This is a genomic window from Daejeonella sp. (genome assembly GCF_030695525.1).
Taxonomy (GTDB): domain Bacteria; phylum Bacteroidota; class Bacteroidia; order Sphingobacteriales; family Sphingobacteriaceae; genus Daejeonella.
On sequence record NZ_JAUYSS010000008.1, the window covers coordinates 1 to 16,512 of the forward strand.

The 16,512-nt window shown below is 40.0% G+C and carries 14 protein-coding genes; 3 read left to right on the forward strand and 11 right to left on the reverse strand.

Annotated features, from left to right (window positions below; translation table 11 throughout):
• Positions 1-211: 211 nt before the first annotated feature.
• Complete coding sequence (locus tag Q8S11_RS00540) at positions 212-1,063, reverse strand: O-methyltransferase (protein WP_305660120.1); 852 nt, start codon at positions 1,061-1,063, stop codon at positions 212-214.
• Between the two features lie 24 nt (positions 1,064-1,087).
• Here Q8S11_RS00540 and Q8S11_RS00545 point away from each other — a divergent pair, with 24 nt between their 5' ends.
• Positions 1,088-1,972: a transglutaminase-like domain-containing protein gene (locus Q8S11_RS00545; protein WP_305660121.1), complete on the forward strand. Its 885-nt coding sequence runs from the start codon at positions 1,088-1,090 to the stop codon at positions 1,970-1,972.
• A 158-nt stretch (positions 1,973-2,130) separates the two neighbouring features.
• Here the strand turns inward: Q8S11_RS00545 and prfB are convergent.
• A protein-coding gene (gene prfB / locus Q8S11_RS00550; protein WP_305660122.1) for a peptide chain release factor 2 occupies positions 2,131-3,208 on the reverse strand; the annotation gives its coding sequence in 2 pieces (ribosomal slippage) (positions 2,131-3,147 and positions 3,149-3,208; 1,077 coding nt in all).
• Between the two features lie 52 nt (positions 3,209-3,260).
• Between prfB and Q8S11_RS00555 the strand changes: the two genes are divergently transcribed.
• On the forward strand, positions 3,261-3,995 hold the full coding sequence (locus Q8S11_RS00555; protein ID WP_305660123.1) for a hypothetical protein: 735 nt from the start codon (positions 3,261-3,263) through the stop codon (positions 3,993-3,995).
• Between the two features lie 67 nt (positions 3,996-4,062).
• On the opposite strand, the gene Q8S11_RS00560 is transcribed toward Q8S11_RS00555, so the two are convergent.
• Together Q8S11_RS00560 and Q8S11_RS00565 are read right to left on the reverse strand one after the other, a co-directional pair.
• On the reverse strand, positions 4,063-5,466 hold the full coding sequence (locus tag Q8S11_RS00560) for a pitrilysin family protein (RefSeq protein WP_305660124.1): 1,404 nt from the start codon (positions 5,464-5,466) through the stop codon (positions 4,063-4,065).
• Between the two features lie 4 nt (positions 5,467-5,470).
• The gene (locus Q8S11_RS00565; RefSeq protein ID WP_305660125.1) at positions 5,471-6,784 is read right to left on the reverse strand and encodes a pitrilysin family protein; all 1,314 of its coding nucleotides are present in this window, start codon (positions 6,782-6,784) and stop codon (positions 5,471-5,473) included.
• A 101-nt stretch (positions 6,785-6,885) separates the two neighbouring features.
• Here Q8S11_RS00565 and pgi point away from each other — a divergent pair, with 101 nt between their 5' ends.
• A complete protein-coding gene (gene pgi / locus Q8S11_RS00570) occupies positions 6,886-8,532 on the forward strand; it encodes a glucose-6-phosphate isomerase (protein ID WP_305660126.1) in 1,647 nt (548 codons plus the stop codon).
• A gap of 229 nt (positions 8,533-8,761) precedes the next feature.
• Here the strand turns inward: pgi and Q8S11_RS00575 are convergent, their stop codons facing one another.
• The 7 genes from Q8S11_RS00575 to Q8S11_RS00605 all read right to left on the reverse strand — a co-directional run bounded on the left by Q8S11_RS00575 (position 8,762) and on the right by Q8S11_RS00605 (position 16,502).
• Positions 8,762-9,826: a glutaminyl-peptide cyclotransferase gene (locus Q8S11_RS00575; protein ID WP_305660127.1), complete on the reverse strand. Its 1,065-nt coding sequence runs from the start codon at positions 9,824-9,826 to the stop codon at positions 8,762-8,764.
• A 30-nt stretch (positions 9,827-9,856) separates the two neighbouring features.
• The gene (locus Q8S11_RS00580; RefSeq protein ID WP_305660128.1) at positions 9,857-10,216 is read right to left on the reverse strand and encodes a YraN family protein; all 360 of its coding nucleotides are present in this window, start codon (positions 10,214-10,216) and stop codon (positions 9,857-9,859) included.
• Entirely contained in the window at positions 10,216-12,138 is a 1,923-nt protein-coding gene (gene dnaG / locus Q8S11_RS00585) for a DNA primase (protein WP_305660129.1), read from the reverse strand. Before dnaG ends, Q8S11_RS00580 begins: the two co-directional genes overlap by 1 nt.
• 166 nt (positions 12,139-12,304) lie before the next feature.
• Positions 12,305-12,868 carry a DUF3109 family protein gene (locus Q8S11_RS00590; RefSeq protein ID WP_305660130.1) on the reverse strand — a complete coding sequence of 188 codons (564 nt, stop codon included), beginning with the start codon at positions 12,866-12,868 and terminating at the stop codon, positions 12,305-12,307.
• Positions 12,869-12,873: 5 nt separating this feature from the next.
• Complete coding sequence (locus Q8S11_RS00595; protein WP_305660131.1) at positions 12,874-13,647, reverse strand: DUF3108 domain-containing protein; 774 nt, start codon at positions 13,645-13,647, stop codon at positions 12,874-12,876.
• A 118-nt stretch (positions 13,648-13,765) separates the two neighbouring features.
• A complete protein-coding gene (locus Q8S11_RS00600; protein ID WP_305660132.1) occupies positions 13,766-14,281 on the reverse strand; it encodes a DUF2480 family protein in 516 nt (171 codons plus the stop codon).
• Positions 14,282-14,390: 109 nt separating this feature from the next.
• Positions 14,391-16,502, reverse strand: a complete 2,112-nt coding sequence (locus Q8S11_RS00605; protein ID WP_305660133.1) for a peptidylprolyl isomerase — start codon at positions 16,500-16,502, stop codon at positions 14,391-14,393.
• Positions 16,503-16,512 lie beyond the last annotated feature (10 nt).

Genomic DNA, 16,512 nt, shown 5'->3' on the forward strand with positions numbered 1-16,512 from the left:
AAGCAGTCCCGAAACTTCGGGACAGCGGCGGCATTTATTCGTTTTTGTCTATTGTTTTTAAGGTACTCATGGTCTCGTCGTTCCTCCTCGGCATGTTTCTTTTCTGCTGCAGGAAAAGAGAATAATTATGAGTTAAGAATATGATCTTCAGTACTACAATTCAAATTTTTCTGGAAACTAATGATCAAGTGCATTCAATTTTATTCCAAAATTAAAATCTGATCTTAAAATCCTCTTTACTCTGCGCTCTTCTAACAAAAACCAATCCTATCCAAAACAAATCAATTGTAACACTCACTTCAGGATTGGATTTAATTTCTTGCCAGGCAGATCTCATTTCCCGGTTCCGGTAAATATCCTCAAAGACCATCATTGAATGGTTGCTCATCTTGGGCAGACAGCTTTTAAAATAGTTCAGGATAGATTCACTGGAATGTTTTCCATCAATGAGAATGAAATCAAGTTCAGAAATTCCTTCAAAGAGTATTGGCAATAATTCATCCACATTCCCAGAGAGTAGTTCAGTATTGTAGATGTTTAGCTTTTGGAGATTCTCCTTTGCGATTGTTAAGGCTCCAGAATTTTCCATTATGCTGACATGTCTTGCTCCGGGTGCTGCTTTTGCAAGATATGCAGTAGTAATTCCGGGAGATGTACCCAATTCGATAATAGTTCTGGGATTTAGATCTGCTACAAGCCGGTAAAGAAGTTGAGCAAGTTTGGCAGGTGTTGAGACATTCTTTGCCACATGGTATAATGCAACAGTCTCAGCATTGATTATCCAACATTCATCCTGCCTTAAATTATTTCTTAATTGTTCTATTTCCTGATAAACTTTTTTGGCATGAAAATCGTAAATAACTTCATCAAGAAGCCGATAAACAAAGGGGGAATGAATTCCATGACGGTTTTTGGCCTTAGACCAATGCTTCAGGAAATTCATTGCCATTGACAGATTAAACATGGGCTTAAAGATAGTTTGCAGATTTGAGATTTGAGATATGAGTTGTGAGACATTAGATATGAGATGCTGGCAGGCAATAGCTAATAAGAACAAATACATTTTTGCGTAAATTTGTAATTAGCAATGAATGAGAAGGAAGTAGAATCACTAATTAAATTACTCGACGACCCGGACACAGAGATATCCCGTCATGTGGAAGATAAATTATTATCCTACGGCAATGAGGTTATTGAATATCTGGAAAATGCCTGGTCACAGTCGCTGGATACCATTCTGCAGGAAAGGATAGAAAACCTTGTCCACAAAATTCAGTTCCAGAATGTTAAGCGTGAGCTTGAATTATGGCATATGGGTGGATCTTTTGACCTCCTGCAGGGTATGCTGATCATCAATAAATACCAGTATCCTGATCTTGATGAACAAAAAGTCATCAATCAGATTGAGGATATTAAGCGGGATATCTGGATGCAGATGATCTATGAAATGAGTGCGGTTGAAAAGGTGAAATTAATCAATCACATATTCTATGGTGCTTATGGGTTTTCGGGCAATACTACTAACCATCAGGATCCACAAAATTCTTACCTGAGCCAGGTTCTTGAAAGTAAAAAAGGAAACCAGATTCTGCTTGCAGTGATTTATTCAATCATAGCCCAAAAGCTGGACATCCCTGTCTATGGAGTAAACCTGCCACAACATTTCATTCTGGCCTATGTGGATGAACATCCTACAGAAGACTTCCATGTATCCCAAAATGTATTTGAGAACAGTATCCTGTTTTATATCAATGCCTTTAACAAGGGCTTTATTTTTGGCCGAAAAGATGTGGATGCATTCTTAAAACAATTGAATCTGAAACCGCTTAACCATTTCTATGAGCCCTGCAGCAATACTGAAATCATCCAGAGGGTACTCAGAAACCTGATCAGTGCTTATGAAAAACTTTCGGCTGTTGAAAAGGTAGCGGAGTTGGAAGAATTGCTTGCGATTTTCCCGGAACCGAGGTAGGAACCAAAAGTCAAAAAGACCCAAGAACCAAGAGCCAGGATTCAAGACAGTTTACAGGTAAATTAAAATGATGAGTATCAGAACTAAAATCCTGGATACGTTTTAAACTACTTATTCAATATCCGTCTTGGTTCTTGGCTCTTGATACTTGGTTCTCCTTAAAATTCCATCAAATAAGCCTTCAAAAATTCATCCAAATCTCCGTCGAGCACAGCCTGAGCATTTGAAGTTTCGTAATTTGTCCGAAGATCCTTCACGAGTTTATATGGGTGAAGAACGTAATTTCTGATCTGTGATCCCCATTCTATCTTTTTCTTATTCCCTTCAATCGTAGCAGAAGCTTCCTGACGTTTACGCATTTCAGCCTCATAAAGCTGAGACTTTAGTAAGCGAATTGCATTCTCTTTGTTTTGTAACTGTGATCTGGATTCCTGATTTTTGATGATAATGCCCGATGGTTTGTGATATAAACGAACGGCAGTTTCAACCTTGTTCACATTCTGTCCGCCAGCACCGCCTGAACGGAAAGTTTCAAATTCAATATCGGCTGGATTGACATAGATCTCGATCGTATCATCTACAAGGGGATAAACATAAACTGAAGCAAAAGATGTATGACGTTTTGCATTTGAATCAAATGGAGAGATCCTTACCAACCGGTGAACACCGTTCTCCCCTTTCAGGTAACCGTATGCAAAATTACCTTCAAACTGAATAGTAACTGTTTTGATTCCTGCTACATCACCCTCCTGAATATCCTGTTCTGAAACCTTAAAACCATGCTTCTCTCCCCACATCACATACATTCTCAACAGCATGGATGCCCAGTCGCAGCTTTCAGTACCACCTGCTCCGGCAGTAATCTGCATTACCGCATTTAACTGATCTTCTTCTGAGCTGAGCATATTTTTGAACTCAAGCTCTTCAACCTTCTTTAAGGTGATTTCATACTGCTCTTTGACTTCAGCTTCTGTTGCATCACCCGATTGAAAGAAATCAAGCATTACGGCAGCATCTTCCACAGAAGCTTCTGCAGCCTGAAATTCATCCGTCCATTTTTTCTTGGAATTGATAGAATGCAATGATTTTTCGGCCTCCTTGGGATCATCCCAGAAATCGGGCCTTAGGGCTATATCCTGTTCGTTCTTGAGATCATCTAATTTCTTGTCGATGTCAAAGATGCCTCCTCAGAGACGTTATTCTGTCTCTTAAATCCGTAATATTTTCTTTGGTCATAATGCAAAAATAGAAAAATTTGCATCTTTGGTATCGCCCTAAATAATTAATCTTGAGAAATTACATCCTGATGTTTATGCTTGCCCTGTTATTACAGGCCTGTAACTCCAATGAAAAAAAAGTACCGGCCGCCGATACGGTAACAAGTAAGGCCAGTGCTCCACTGCTAAATAAAACTCCGATCGATTTCAAAGGTTTATATGTCTTTGGTAATGAAGTAAATACCTTTCAGGAATGTGCTAATCAAAAGATTTTCTGGGTAAATGATAGCCTGGTGGATATGCGTAAACCCTATGAAGAGTCAGACAAATTCTTATCCTATCCCTATGAAAGTGTGTATGCTGAAGTTAAAGGTTATTTATCCGGAAAATCATCTTTAGGCTATGCCTCAGAATATGAGAATGTATTGGTCATTACAGAAATAATTAAGATTGAACCAAAAAACTTCCGAACCGACTGTTATAATTATGAGTTCATTGCTTTAGGCAATGAACCGTTCTGGTCGCTGGACATCATTCCCTTCGAAAAGCGCATAGTTTTAAAGGATGTTGCTGAGGAAAAAGTGATGGAATTTTTCTATTCTCCAGCCAATATCAGCGGAGGACTTTATCACTACACTGCTACAAATCCGAAAAATGAAAAACTTGAAGTTCTGATCAGAAAAGAAAAATGCAGTGATGGAATGTCTGATCGTAAGTATAATTACTCGGCAGAAATCAGACTGAACGGGAAAATTTTGAAAGGATGTGCGATCAGGAAGGGTGAGATTTTTGATGACCGTCCTTGATCCGGGGGTAAGGCTGACAGGGTTTTGATAAGGCTGACAGGGTTTTGAACCCTGTCAGCCTTTGCCCTTAAAAACCGTCTGCCTTTATTTGCTTTTCAGTTACAGGTCCGTATTTCGCGGCAATGCTTTTGATATCTTCCGATTTTCCAATCAGTACAAATTGTAAATTCTCTCTTGGAAAATACTTATTGATAATCTCCTTCGATTTTGCGACTGTTAGTCCGTCGACATTAGTCTGGAAATTATTTATGAAAGATTCGTTAAATCCATACCAGAACATTTGAGTTAACAAACCGGCCAGCTGGCTTGCGGTTTCATATTTCGGCGGAAACTGCCCTTTGACATAATTCTTGGCTGAAGTCAGGGTATTCTCATCAAATCCATTTTTATGCAGACTATCAAGTACTTCTAATGCCTTATCCAGCGTAGCCTGAGTCGTTTTTGTTGCCGTAAAAGTTGATATCGAGAATGTTCCTGAAGTCTTCAAAGGAATAAAACCACTTCTCGCTCCATAAGTGAGTCCCGAATTTACACGAAGCTCATCATTTAACCAGGAAGTGAAGCGGCCCCCAAAAACAGTATTCACCACATCAATCGCCACAAAATCAGGATTGTCACGACGAATACCCAGTCCACCAATATAAAGGGTGGTCTCACGTGCATCTTCCTTATTGACCAGCAGTACCCTGGATGTTTGGATTGATTTAACCGGCTGAGCAGCAAGATTCTTCTGTACAAGAACAGACTTTTTCCAGTTTCCAAACAAATTTCTTAGACGGGTTTTCATTTCCTTCGAATTGAAATCACCCACAATGGCAATTGCAGATCCCTGCGGACCATAATTTGATTTATAAAAATCCCTCAAATCTTCGATGATAAATTTTCCAACACTAGCCGGACTTCCGCTTACCGGATTGGCATAGACGTGATCCCCGAAAATAAATTTATCCCAGTAGGCATTAATCACATTTCTCGGACTAAGTTTTGCCTGATCCAGACTTGAAAGGACACGTTTCCGTTCCTTTTCGAATTCTTCCTGATCAAAGACAGGGTCGACCAAAACTTCTTTTAAAATTGGAAGTACTTTCTCTAAATCTTTTGCAGCAAACTTTGAAGAAATTCCTGCAGATTCTTTGTTTGCATAAGTATTCAGACTTGCGCCTATAAAGTCAAGTTCCTCTTCTATTTTAGTCTTGCTGTAACTCTTTGTTCCATATTGTAAACCTGCAGCCGTTAAACTGGCCAATCCTGATTTGGATCCATCGTATATCGATCCTGCGGGAATTATAGCCGATAAGCTGATTACAGGAACTTCATGCTGCTCCATTAAATAAATGGTCAAACCATTGGGCAGAATAAATTTCTCATAAGCCGGTACTTTAAAAGCTGCCGGTGTATTCTGGGCGATTGCTGTACTGCATATCATCAAAGCAGTAAGAACAATGCTGGTATAATTTTTTAAGTTCTTCATCTCTTTATTCCTCCACATTTGCTTTTAATATCCCTACCGTTCGGTTTGACTTTTTGAAATACTCATTCGCCACACGCTTTACATCCTCAAGGCTAACCTTCGAAAACTCTGCCGGTGCATCAAACATCTTACGGTAGTCGCCAAAGAAAAGCTCATAAGTGCCGATATTATTTGATTTGCCATTAATGGTCTCAAGCTGTCCGTAGAATTCCATCAGCTTCTGGTTCTTAATCTTTTGTAGTTCCAGGTCAGTGATTCCATCCTTTTTGATTTTCTCGATCTCAGTGTAAATTGCGTTTTCAATATCCGATTCCTCAACATCCTTTGCAGCCAAAGCATAGATCATAAAGAGGTTAGGATCAAAGCTTTCGCTGAAATCAGTACCGACCATAGTAGCCAGTTGCTTTTTATCGACCAGCTCTGTATGTAATCGTGATGAATTACCGCTTGATAGCACTGAACTCAGGATACTCAGTGGATAAAAATCCTTACTTGTTGCTTCCGGTGTGTGGTATCCAATCATTAAATGAGGGCTTGGAACCTCCTTTTGAGTATAGATCCTTCGCTCACCTGTTTGAGGAGGTTCAACCAGATGTACAGGTTTTGGAAGATCACTGGCAGGAATTTGAGCCATATACTTTTCAGCCAGAAGCTTAACCTCAGCCACTTTTACATTCCCGGAAACTACCACCACACAATTGTTAGGTGCATAATAGGTTTTGAAATATTTCTCCAGATCATCTTTAGTCCAGTTTTTGATGTCAGTTTCATACCCTATAACTGTCCAATGGTAGGAATGTTCCTGAAAAGCTGTCGCATAAACTGCATCATTCAACATATTCCATGGTGAGTTTTCAAGAGCTGTACTCCGCTCTGACAACACCACTCCACGCTCACTTTCAATCATTTTCGGATCGATGCTAAGGCTGGAAATACGGTCGGATTCGAGGTCAAAAATGGTTTCCATTGCACCTACAGGAAACCAATTAGTATAAACAGTGACATTTTGTGTGGTATAGGCATTATTTGCGCCTCCATTAAACTCCATGGTCTGATCGAACATCTTGGGTCCGAATTTTTTTGAACCATTAAACATCATATGCTCAAAGAAATGGGATAATCCGGTAATACCGGGATATTCATTCCTTGAACCTACCTTATAAAAAAGGTACATATTGGCATTGGGAATAGAACTATCCTCAAGAACCAGAAATTTCATGCCGTTATTTAAGGTAAATGTCTTTACATCATCGGCCTTAGTTTGTGCAGACAGGGGAATCCAGCAGCCCAGAAGCAGAATACTTAGTAATCTTTTCATTAATTTATATTGGTCAGGTTGGAAATTAGTTCAAATTAATAGATATAAAATCTAATTTTACTATAATAGACCATTTTTTCTTTATCCACTTATCTGATCATATGCTTCCAAGAATAAATTTCTGCTCTACAAATGCGTATAATGCACTTTTAAACCATTTTGAACAGATGAAAAAAGAGCCGCTCCGGGATCTTTTTAAAAACCCAAAACGCTTTGAACAGTTTTCAATCAGCTTTGGTGATATTTTGCTCGACTATTCTAAAAACCGCATTAATTCCCAAACTCATGATTTATTACTGCAATTGGCTGAAGAATGTGGGCTAAAAGAGGCGATAAACCAGCAGTTTAAGGGAGATCGAATTAATGAAACTGAAGGTAGGGCTGTTCTTCATACGGCATTGCGCAATCCCGGCAGGACAGGCTTCATGCTTGACGGAAAAGATATTTTACCTGATATCCACAACGTATTGGATAAAATGGAACAGTTTTCTAATCAGGTTATTTCAGGAGAATGGATGGGATATACAGCTAAATCTATTACGGATATTGTTAATATAGGTATAGGGGGGTCTGATTTGGGTCCGGTGATGGTTACTGAAGCTTTAAAAGCCTACAGCAATCATCTTAAGCTCCATTTTGTTTCCAATGTAGATGGTTCGCACATCGCCGAAGCGCTCAAAAATCTTGATCCCGAAACCACACTTTTCATGATCGCTTCAAAAACCTTCACTACCCAGGAAACGATGGCCAATGCTTATTCGGCACGCGACTGGTTTTTAAGGAACGGAGGAAATGAGACAGCCGTTGCGAAACATTTTGTAGCAATTTCTACAAATGAAGCAGGGGTAGCGAAATTCGGGATTGATACGGCCAATATGTTTGAATTCTGGGATTGGGTTGGAGGGCGATATTCGCTTTGGAGTGCTATCGGACTCAGTATTGCCTGCGGAATAGGATTTAAAAATTTTAAAGAATTACTTGCCGGAGCACATGAAGCCGATAATCATTTTCGTAATAGTGATTTCAGGGAAAACATACCGGTTACTCTTGCATTGCTGGGGATCTGGTACACCAATTTTTTTGGTGCCGAAAGTCAGGCGATTCTTCCTTACGACCAGTATATGCACCGTTTTGCTGCCTATTTCCAACAAGGGGATATGGAGAGCAATGGCAAATCCAACGACCGAAATGGTAATCCTGTAAATTATCAAACCGGACCAGTAATCTGGGGGGAGCCTGGCACCAATGGTCAGCATGCATTCTATCAACTCATCCATCAGGGTACAAAACTGATACCCTGTGACTTTATAGCCCCGGCGCAAAGCCATAATCCAATTGCTAATCATCATCAGTTATTACTTTCCAATTTCTTTGCTCAAACAGAGGCATTGATGAATGGTAAGAGCAGAGTAGAAGTTGAAGAAGAGTTAAAATCCGCCGGCAAGAGTGCACAGGAAATTGAAAAATTGGCTCCATTCAAAGTTTTTGAAGGAAATAGGCCAACCAATTCAATCCTGATTAAAAAAATTACTCCCTTCACCTTAGGTTCGCTAATCGCGATATACGAACATAAAATATTTGTTCAGGGCATAATCTGGAATATTTTTAGTTATGATCAGTGGGGTGTTGAGCTTGGGAAGCAACTGGCAGGACGTATTCTTCCGGAACTGGAAGATGATCAGCCTGTAGACGGTCATGATGCTTCAACCAATGGCTTGATTAATCAGTATAAGGTTTGGAGGAATTAAGCTGAAAGGGGAAAGCTCAAAGGGGAAACTAAAAGGGAAAAGCTTCTCACCCACCGTCATTGCGAACACGTGAACCGTCATTTCGAACACGTGAGTACTATTCTTCAATTTTCAAGAATTTTGACGCGTGGAGAAATCTGTTGAGATGGAAAATGGTTTGAACTTGATAAATCATGCTCTAATAAACAGATTCCTCAGTCGTGCCTCCTTCGGAATGACGGTAAAAAATCTACTGCAACTCCCCCAGTTTTATCTGAAACAACTTATCCCATTTCTTGCCGGTAACAAACAAACGTTTCCCTTTACTATCCCAGGCAATGCCATTCAGAACAAAACCATCGAAATCTTTCATCGGCCTTACTGCATCAGGATACAAATCGCTAAGGTCGACCTCAGCAGTTACCTGGCCATTAGCAGGATCGATAATCACAATACGGTTAGAGTTGTAAATATTTGCGAATATACGGCCATCAATAAACTCCAGTTCGTTCAGTGAATGTACAGGACCATTCTGGTCATAAACCTCAATAGAATTTTCCTGCATATAGGTATCCTTATTCAGGATGTAAATGGTATTGCTGCCATCGCTGCTATAGATAACTTTTCCGTCATTGCATAAACCCCAACCCTCCCGCTGATATTGATTTGAAAATTCACGAAGCAGTTTCAGGGAATTGAGATCGTATTCCAGACTGACATTATTCTGATAAGTAAGCATCAGAATTTTATCCCCCACAATAGTAATTCCTTCGGCAAAAAGCTCGTCCCGAACCTTTGTCATTTGCAATACTTTGCCTGTAGAAGGATCTGTTTTTCGTATACTGGATTCACCAGCAAGTCCATCACTCTCATATAAATATCCATTATGAAATTCTAGTCCCTGGGTGTATGAACTGGTGTCATGCTTAAACACATGTTGCACTACATAGCCAAATTTCTGTGGAACCAAAGTCGACTTAACAACGATATTTGTACTGATCTCTTCAGGCTCTGATTGCCCACGGTAAATCTTTGCGGTTATGGCTTTTATTCCCAATTGCAGATCAGCTGTAGGTACAGCAATAGATTTTTCATCTGCGGCCATTTTTAACTTAACTCCATCAGCAAAGTAGACAACTGAATCGGCCTTCTCATTTAATTTAAGCTCCAGGTTTACCGAATCCCCAAGATTGACAGAAGTCCCGGCCTCAGGCATTACCCAGGCAGAAGAATCAGCACTTTTTTTCTCCTCATTCGAGCAATGTGTGAAAAAGAAAAGACTGAAGATTGAGAGACAAATTAATTTAAATCGCATGGTTCTATTTTATTAAAGAGCATCCTAATCTCAGGGCCAGAATGCATCTTCCGTATGCCTGATTACCGGATCCCCAAATTTATTAAACAGGATCGAAATTATATCAAAACGAACTTCATTCTGATGATTCATCAGATGAATATATTCTCCGGCAGCCATAGCCAGAAGTTTCTGTTTGGCCTTACTCACAAAATCTTCGGGCTCAGCAAATCTATTGTTCTCCCTTGCTTTGACTTCAACAAAAACAATAATTGGGTTTCTGTATGCAATCAGATCAATCTCTGCTTTCCTGAATCTCCAATTTTCATCCAGTATTTCATAACCTTGTTCCTCAAGATACTTCCTTGCAAGCAATTCACCCTGATTCCCAAAGACATTATGCCGGGCCATCACTTCAGGATAACAGAACCCAAAAACATTGAAATGCCTTTCTCCACTTCTTTTACCTGCATGTATCTGCGCATCAGAATCGCCTGGTTATCAGCATCCTGTTCAGCCTGAATTTCATCACGGATTCTTCTGAGGATTCTATCGACCTTGCGCTTCTTTAAATGAAATATACCCCCCAGAATAGTTAACCTCAGATTTTCACTTTCATTCCTGACGTAAATTTTTCTTTTTGCATACCAGTTTTCACTCAAGATATAGGGTGATGAAACCATTGCTATTGCAAGATCAGCTATCTGGTGGTCGGAGTTCTTAATAAAATCCTGCTCTGAGGGGAGTTCTCCATTCTCAAGCTGTTTCTTATATTCCTCAATGATTTGAATGCAAAGCGGATGCTCAAATGTAACATCGGCCAGATTGGATATGATGTAGGGAGCAATATAGGTGTCTGTAATATCATCCCAATGCACTAACTCATGCCCATAATTCAGTAGCAGGCGAATAATCTCTTTTTCCTGCGCTTCATCTGTATCAGAAATTCCTGTTTGCTCCAGCATTTCTGGTTCCGGAATATTTTCTGCCTGTGCTTGCTGAGGATTGAAATTAGTATCCTTTTTTATTTTTCCAAGACGAATCTTATTCAGCTCTGATATAAGTACCCGTTCCTCTATTTGAAGCAGCGAACTGCATTCACGCACGAAAATAGAGGCCTTAATCCCATCTGGAATTTTGGCAATGCTCTCCACAACTTCTCTTATTATTCCTGCTCTCTTGATCGGATCATTACCGGCATCCTTTAAAAGAATACTTGTTTTAAAAAGTATAAAATCCTTCTTGTTTCCTTCAATATGAGATTTAAAGGCAGAACTTCCAAACTTCTGCACATAAGAATCTGGGTCATCCCCATCGGGAAAAAGAACGATCTTAACATTCAGTCCCTCTTCCAGGATCATATCCAAACCCCTTAATGATGCCTTGATTCCCGCCTCATCACCATCGTAAAGTATGGTGATGTTCTTGGTAAACCGGCCAATCATTCTAATCTGCTCAATTGTTAGTGAAGTACCCGAAGAGGCCACTACATTCTCAATCCCGGCCTGATGTACCGAAAGAACATCTGCATACCCCTCAACCAGGTAACAATTATCTTCATCACGCATGGATTTCTTCGCAAAAAATAATCCGTAGAGTACATTCGATTTATGATAGATATCGCTTTCGGGAGAGTTAACATATTTAGGGACGGCCTTATCTGTCTTTAAAGTTCTTCCACCAAAACCAATGACCCTGCCGGTAAAACTATGTATCGGAAACATCACTCTCCCACGGAAGCGGTCATAGAATTTTTCATTCTCCTTGCGGATAGTGAGGCCGGTTTCTTCGAGAAATTGAAGATTATAACCTTCAGTAAGGGCATTTTGAGTCAATGCATCCCAGACATCGGGAGAATATCCCAATTCAAATTTTTTAATAATATCATCCCTGAAACCACGCTCCTTAAAATAACTGAGTCCGATACTTTTGCCTTCCTCAGTCTCAAGCATCTGCTGCTGAAAAAATTTCGCTGCCCAGGCAGAAACGATGTACAAACTTTCACGACGGTCATTTACCGCTTGTTCTTCAGGAGTATTTTCAACCTCTGCAATTTCAATGCTGTATTTATTCGCCAGATAACGGAGAGCTTCAGGGTAAGTTGCTTTCTCATGTTCCATAATGAACCTGACAGAGTCTCCTCCCTTACCACAACCAAAGCATTTGAAAATTCCCTTTCCGACAGAGACATGAAATGAAGGGGTTTTTTCATTGTGAAAAGGACAAAGGCCGATCATACTGGTACCCCGTCGTTTTAATGATACAAAATCTCCTACAACTTCCTCAATACGGGATGTTTCAATAATCTTGTCGACGGTATCCTTTGGAATCAATTTTTTATTACTGGAATTTAAAAATAGTGAAAGTATTTATTACCCGAACAGAAAGATAAATTTAAAGATTAATTATATCTTCCCTACCCATACTCTTGGAAATCGTGATAGGAAATTAGAAAAAGATAGTAGTCCGGCGATGAATCGGAAAACGTATTTGACACTTTTAACCTTTTCTTACCTTAGCTTCAAGCTCAGCATACCATTCTGCACCATACTTACGGATAAGCGGCTCTTTTAAAAATTCATGAACAGAAACTTTCAGTTCTTTTCCAAAGGCACAGGCAGCACTGCAGATGCTCCAGCGATCGTAATGAAGTACATCAAACTCAGGGTAGTTTGTGATTCGAATAGGATATAAATGGCATGAAATCGGCTTTTTCCAGGCAATTTTCCCATCTTCCCATGCCTTTTCAATAGCACATTTGCTGATCCCGTTCTCCATGATTACGTAGGCACATTCCTTATTGGTATCTACGCAAGGGGTAGTATAATCCCCCTCAAAATCTTTAACATAGGTGCCGAATTCTTCAATAACAGCAACCCCTTTTTCTGTCATATACGGTTTAACCAGAGGGTAAATCTCATCCAGAACGGCCAACTCATCCCGCTCCAGGGGGGCTCCTGAATCTCCCTCGATACAACAGATGCCCTTGCATTTATTAAGATTACAAACAAAATTTTCATTGACTACATCCTCATGAACCAATGTGTTCTGTACTTCGATCATATATATTATTTAACAAAACCCAGGGGATACTTTAATCCCTCTGCGGTCATCAGTTCAAGGGTCACTGAACCTACCAGGATCTCAACATGCGCTTTTACAGGAATACGATTCGCATCATCTGTTATCCAAAGGTATAATTTACTATCCTTTCTGAAAATTCTGCCGGGTTGAATTGATGGACTAAATTTGATACAATTAAATGTACCCAATGCTGTTTTTATACGTTCTCTGCCAACAAACTGCACCTCCAGCTTACTTATTCCATCCCCCAGGAAATAATCCATACTGAACTTATCGCCCTGCTTTAATTTTGAAATATCTAAACTTCTTGCAAAGAAATAAGCAGAAACAACATCAAATGTCTGTCCATTGCCTTTGAAAGTACCTTTATTTGATACAACTTTCTTCTCATCCTGATAAAACCGCGCCTTATCACTTCGACGGTAATTTGCCTCCCGAATATTCTCTGTATACAAATACGGACTTAAACTTTCCCTGTCAACATAGGAATCGTAACGATTCCTCACTTTATAAAAAACATTAAAAGATCCGGCGGTACGGCCTTCTGCAAGCAAATGAAAAACAGGACGATTATCAAATTTAACATCAGTATCCAATACTTTAATTGAAGCTTCTGCAGCAGTAATAAACCCATAACGAAGTCTGTAACTTAAATACTCTCCAGCTTTAAATACAGGCTCCTTAACGTTTTGCAATCCCTGTGAAAATGCTGTAGAACAGGATATCAGCAGAAGAAATAATATACTTTTTTTAACCATTTGGTCTTTACTGCAAAAAGTGAACCATCCCGTCCCGGATCAAGTCCGGGATGACAAGCGGATCAAGTTTGATGACAACCGGGTCAAGTTTGATAACAACCCAGGACCTGACCCGGGATCAGGATTTCCGCTTAAAAATAGGCACAGTGGAACATGGTTCACCATACATAATACTTTTAGCTACTTTGGTCAGTTTCACCGTAAGCTCAATATAGGCCGAGTTGGGGATGTGAATCTCCCCACAGCCTTTAATCACTACCCGCTGATCGCGATACTTTTCCAAATCTATCTGATTCAATTTACGATCAAAAAGTATTGCCTCAAGTACCTCAAGATTTCCAAATATCACTGTTTCTGCATAAGGTGCCATCTTATTTGCCAGCAGCATATAGGCCCAGGTTGGAACTATAGCATCTGCTGAACAACCGATGGCAATATGCTTACCGGCATAGGATTCCCAGTTGTGCTCCTTTATGAATTCCCGGAAATCCTTTTCCCTGAGCATCAAGCCATGAAAAAGGTTATCCTTAATATCATAAAATATACGTTCGCCAGCCGGGTAGAGTTCGGCAAGATCAAAGCTTATGAGCCCGCTCTCTGCCACTTTATTTATAATTTTTTCCTGAATTTCCATCTTCTAACCTGATTATTGAACAGCAAAATCCGGAATAAACCGATTGGCTGCAAAAAAAAATCCGGAAGTGACAGAACACTTCCGGATACAAAGTTAATGAAATTAGCTACTAAAAGAACTTGACGCGGTTATCCTTGATCTTAGAATTATCACGTAAAACTTTGAACGCCTCACCTGAAGCACGCTGCGCCAGTCCCTGAGATACCTGAACCTTTTGTTTAAAGGCATTGGTAAGGGGTGCCGGCTTACTAAATCCGTTCACAACGAAAACAAATACTCCTTGCTCCCCTTCAATCGGGCGTGATAATTTACCGGGCTGTGACCCAAAAAGAGTTCCTACCAATACATTTTCCTGTGAAAGTCCTGGAATTACCGGGTTTGCGAACACGATATTCTGAACCGGTGTTACCGCTCTGCCTGCTTTTTGCGCAACCTGATCGATCGATGTGGATCCAGCAAGAGCCTTATCCATTTTTTCTATAAGCATTCGCGCTTTTACCCGCCTCATTACCATTGGCTCAATATCCTTCTTTACCTGCTCGAGAGGAAGTGTTCCTTCTTTAAATATATCGACTACTCTGGCTACTGCAAACTTATTTCCCATTTCAAATACCTGATTTGAAACATCTCCTTTATCAGCACCAAATACCCATCTTACCATTTCACGCGGGCTATCCAATCCTGGAATAGAAGATTGAGTAGCTATCACATTAGCTGCAAGTAGTTTAACATAACCAGCTTTTTTAGCTTCTGTATCAAATGTTTCAGCATTTTTTGCAACAGTCAGAAAACTTGTTGCTTTAGAATAGGCTTCCTGTTGGGTTTTATTACTCGCTGAAAAAGATTTATCTACAATAGCAACTTTTGCTACTCTGGAAGAACCAATTTGAGCATTAATCTTAATTACGTGTACACCGAACTGGGTAGTAATCACCTTAAGATCACCGGTTTTCCCATTAAAAACAGCGTCCTCAAATGCAGGTACCATAGCACCTCTGGCAAAAGTACCCAGTTCACCACCCGAATCTTTTGAAGCATCCGTTCCGAATTTAGCAGCAAGCTCTGCGAAACTGCCTCCTCTTGCAATTACACCCCTGATTGAATCTGCTTTTGCTTTTGCTTTGTCAATTCCGCCTTCAGTAGCAGGATTTAGTAAAATATGACTTGCTTTTACAGAATCAGGTCCAACCTTAAGGTCCAGAACTTTTACCATCTTGTAAACACCTCCTGAAAACAAAGGACCTATAAACGCTCCATTTGAAGCGCTGAATACTGCTGAATCAAGTGCAGGCTCCAGTTGACCTCTGCGTACATAAGTGATAGGCATTTTAGTTTCAGCGTTGATACTTACAAATAATGAGTCGTTCGCAGCCGCTCTGAATTCAGCTGCGGTTTTATCAACCATAGCCTTTATATCTGCAGAATCAGCTTTAGAAGGGTTCGCATCAAAAACAATGTACTCAAATGAACGCTTCTCTAAAGGATTCTTAAACCTGTATTTGTTTTCCTTATAATAATCCGAATAATCCTGATCGGTCAGTTTTACCTGATTATCCGGAATTGAACTGTATTCCAGATTCACAAAACTAAAATTGGCAAGCTTATTACGTTGATCGTAATCTTCCCTCGCCTCAAGGGAGGTAACATATAGACTGTTTCTGATCAGATTGGTATATTTTTGCGATAATTTATTTTCACGGATATTGAGCAAAAAGGCAGTCCATTGCTGACTAACCGGACTTGAAGCCGGCTGAGACTTCACATTTTCAAGAAATGCATTTAGCTGCATTCTGTTTAGCTGCCCTGTTTGAGGATCTCCAAAGTTCTGAAGGATCTGTGGATCAGGATTTTTTCCTGACACAAGATCGTTGAGCTCATTTTTACTGACCTGAAGACCCAGACGGCTCATTTCCTTGCTCATTAAAATCTGTGAAACCGATTGATTCCAGGTATTTTCAATGATATAAGAGGTCATTTGGGGATCTAGACTATTCTGACCCATCTGCTGTTTGAAATTGTTCGTATTCTGCTCTACCTTCTCATTAAATTCCAGAATAGAAATGGCATTACCATCAACTTCCCCAACTTCAGTCTGATTTCCCTGCATAAACGATCCGCCCATCTGCACTGCGTCGCTTACTAAAAATGCAACAATTGCAAAACCAATAGCCCCAACGATGATTATCCCTGCACGGTTCCGCAAAAAACTCATTATTCCCATATCCGTATTT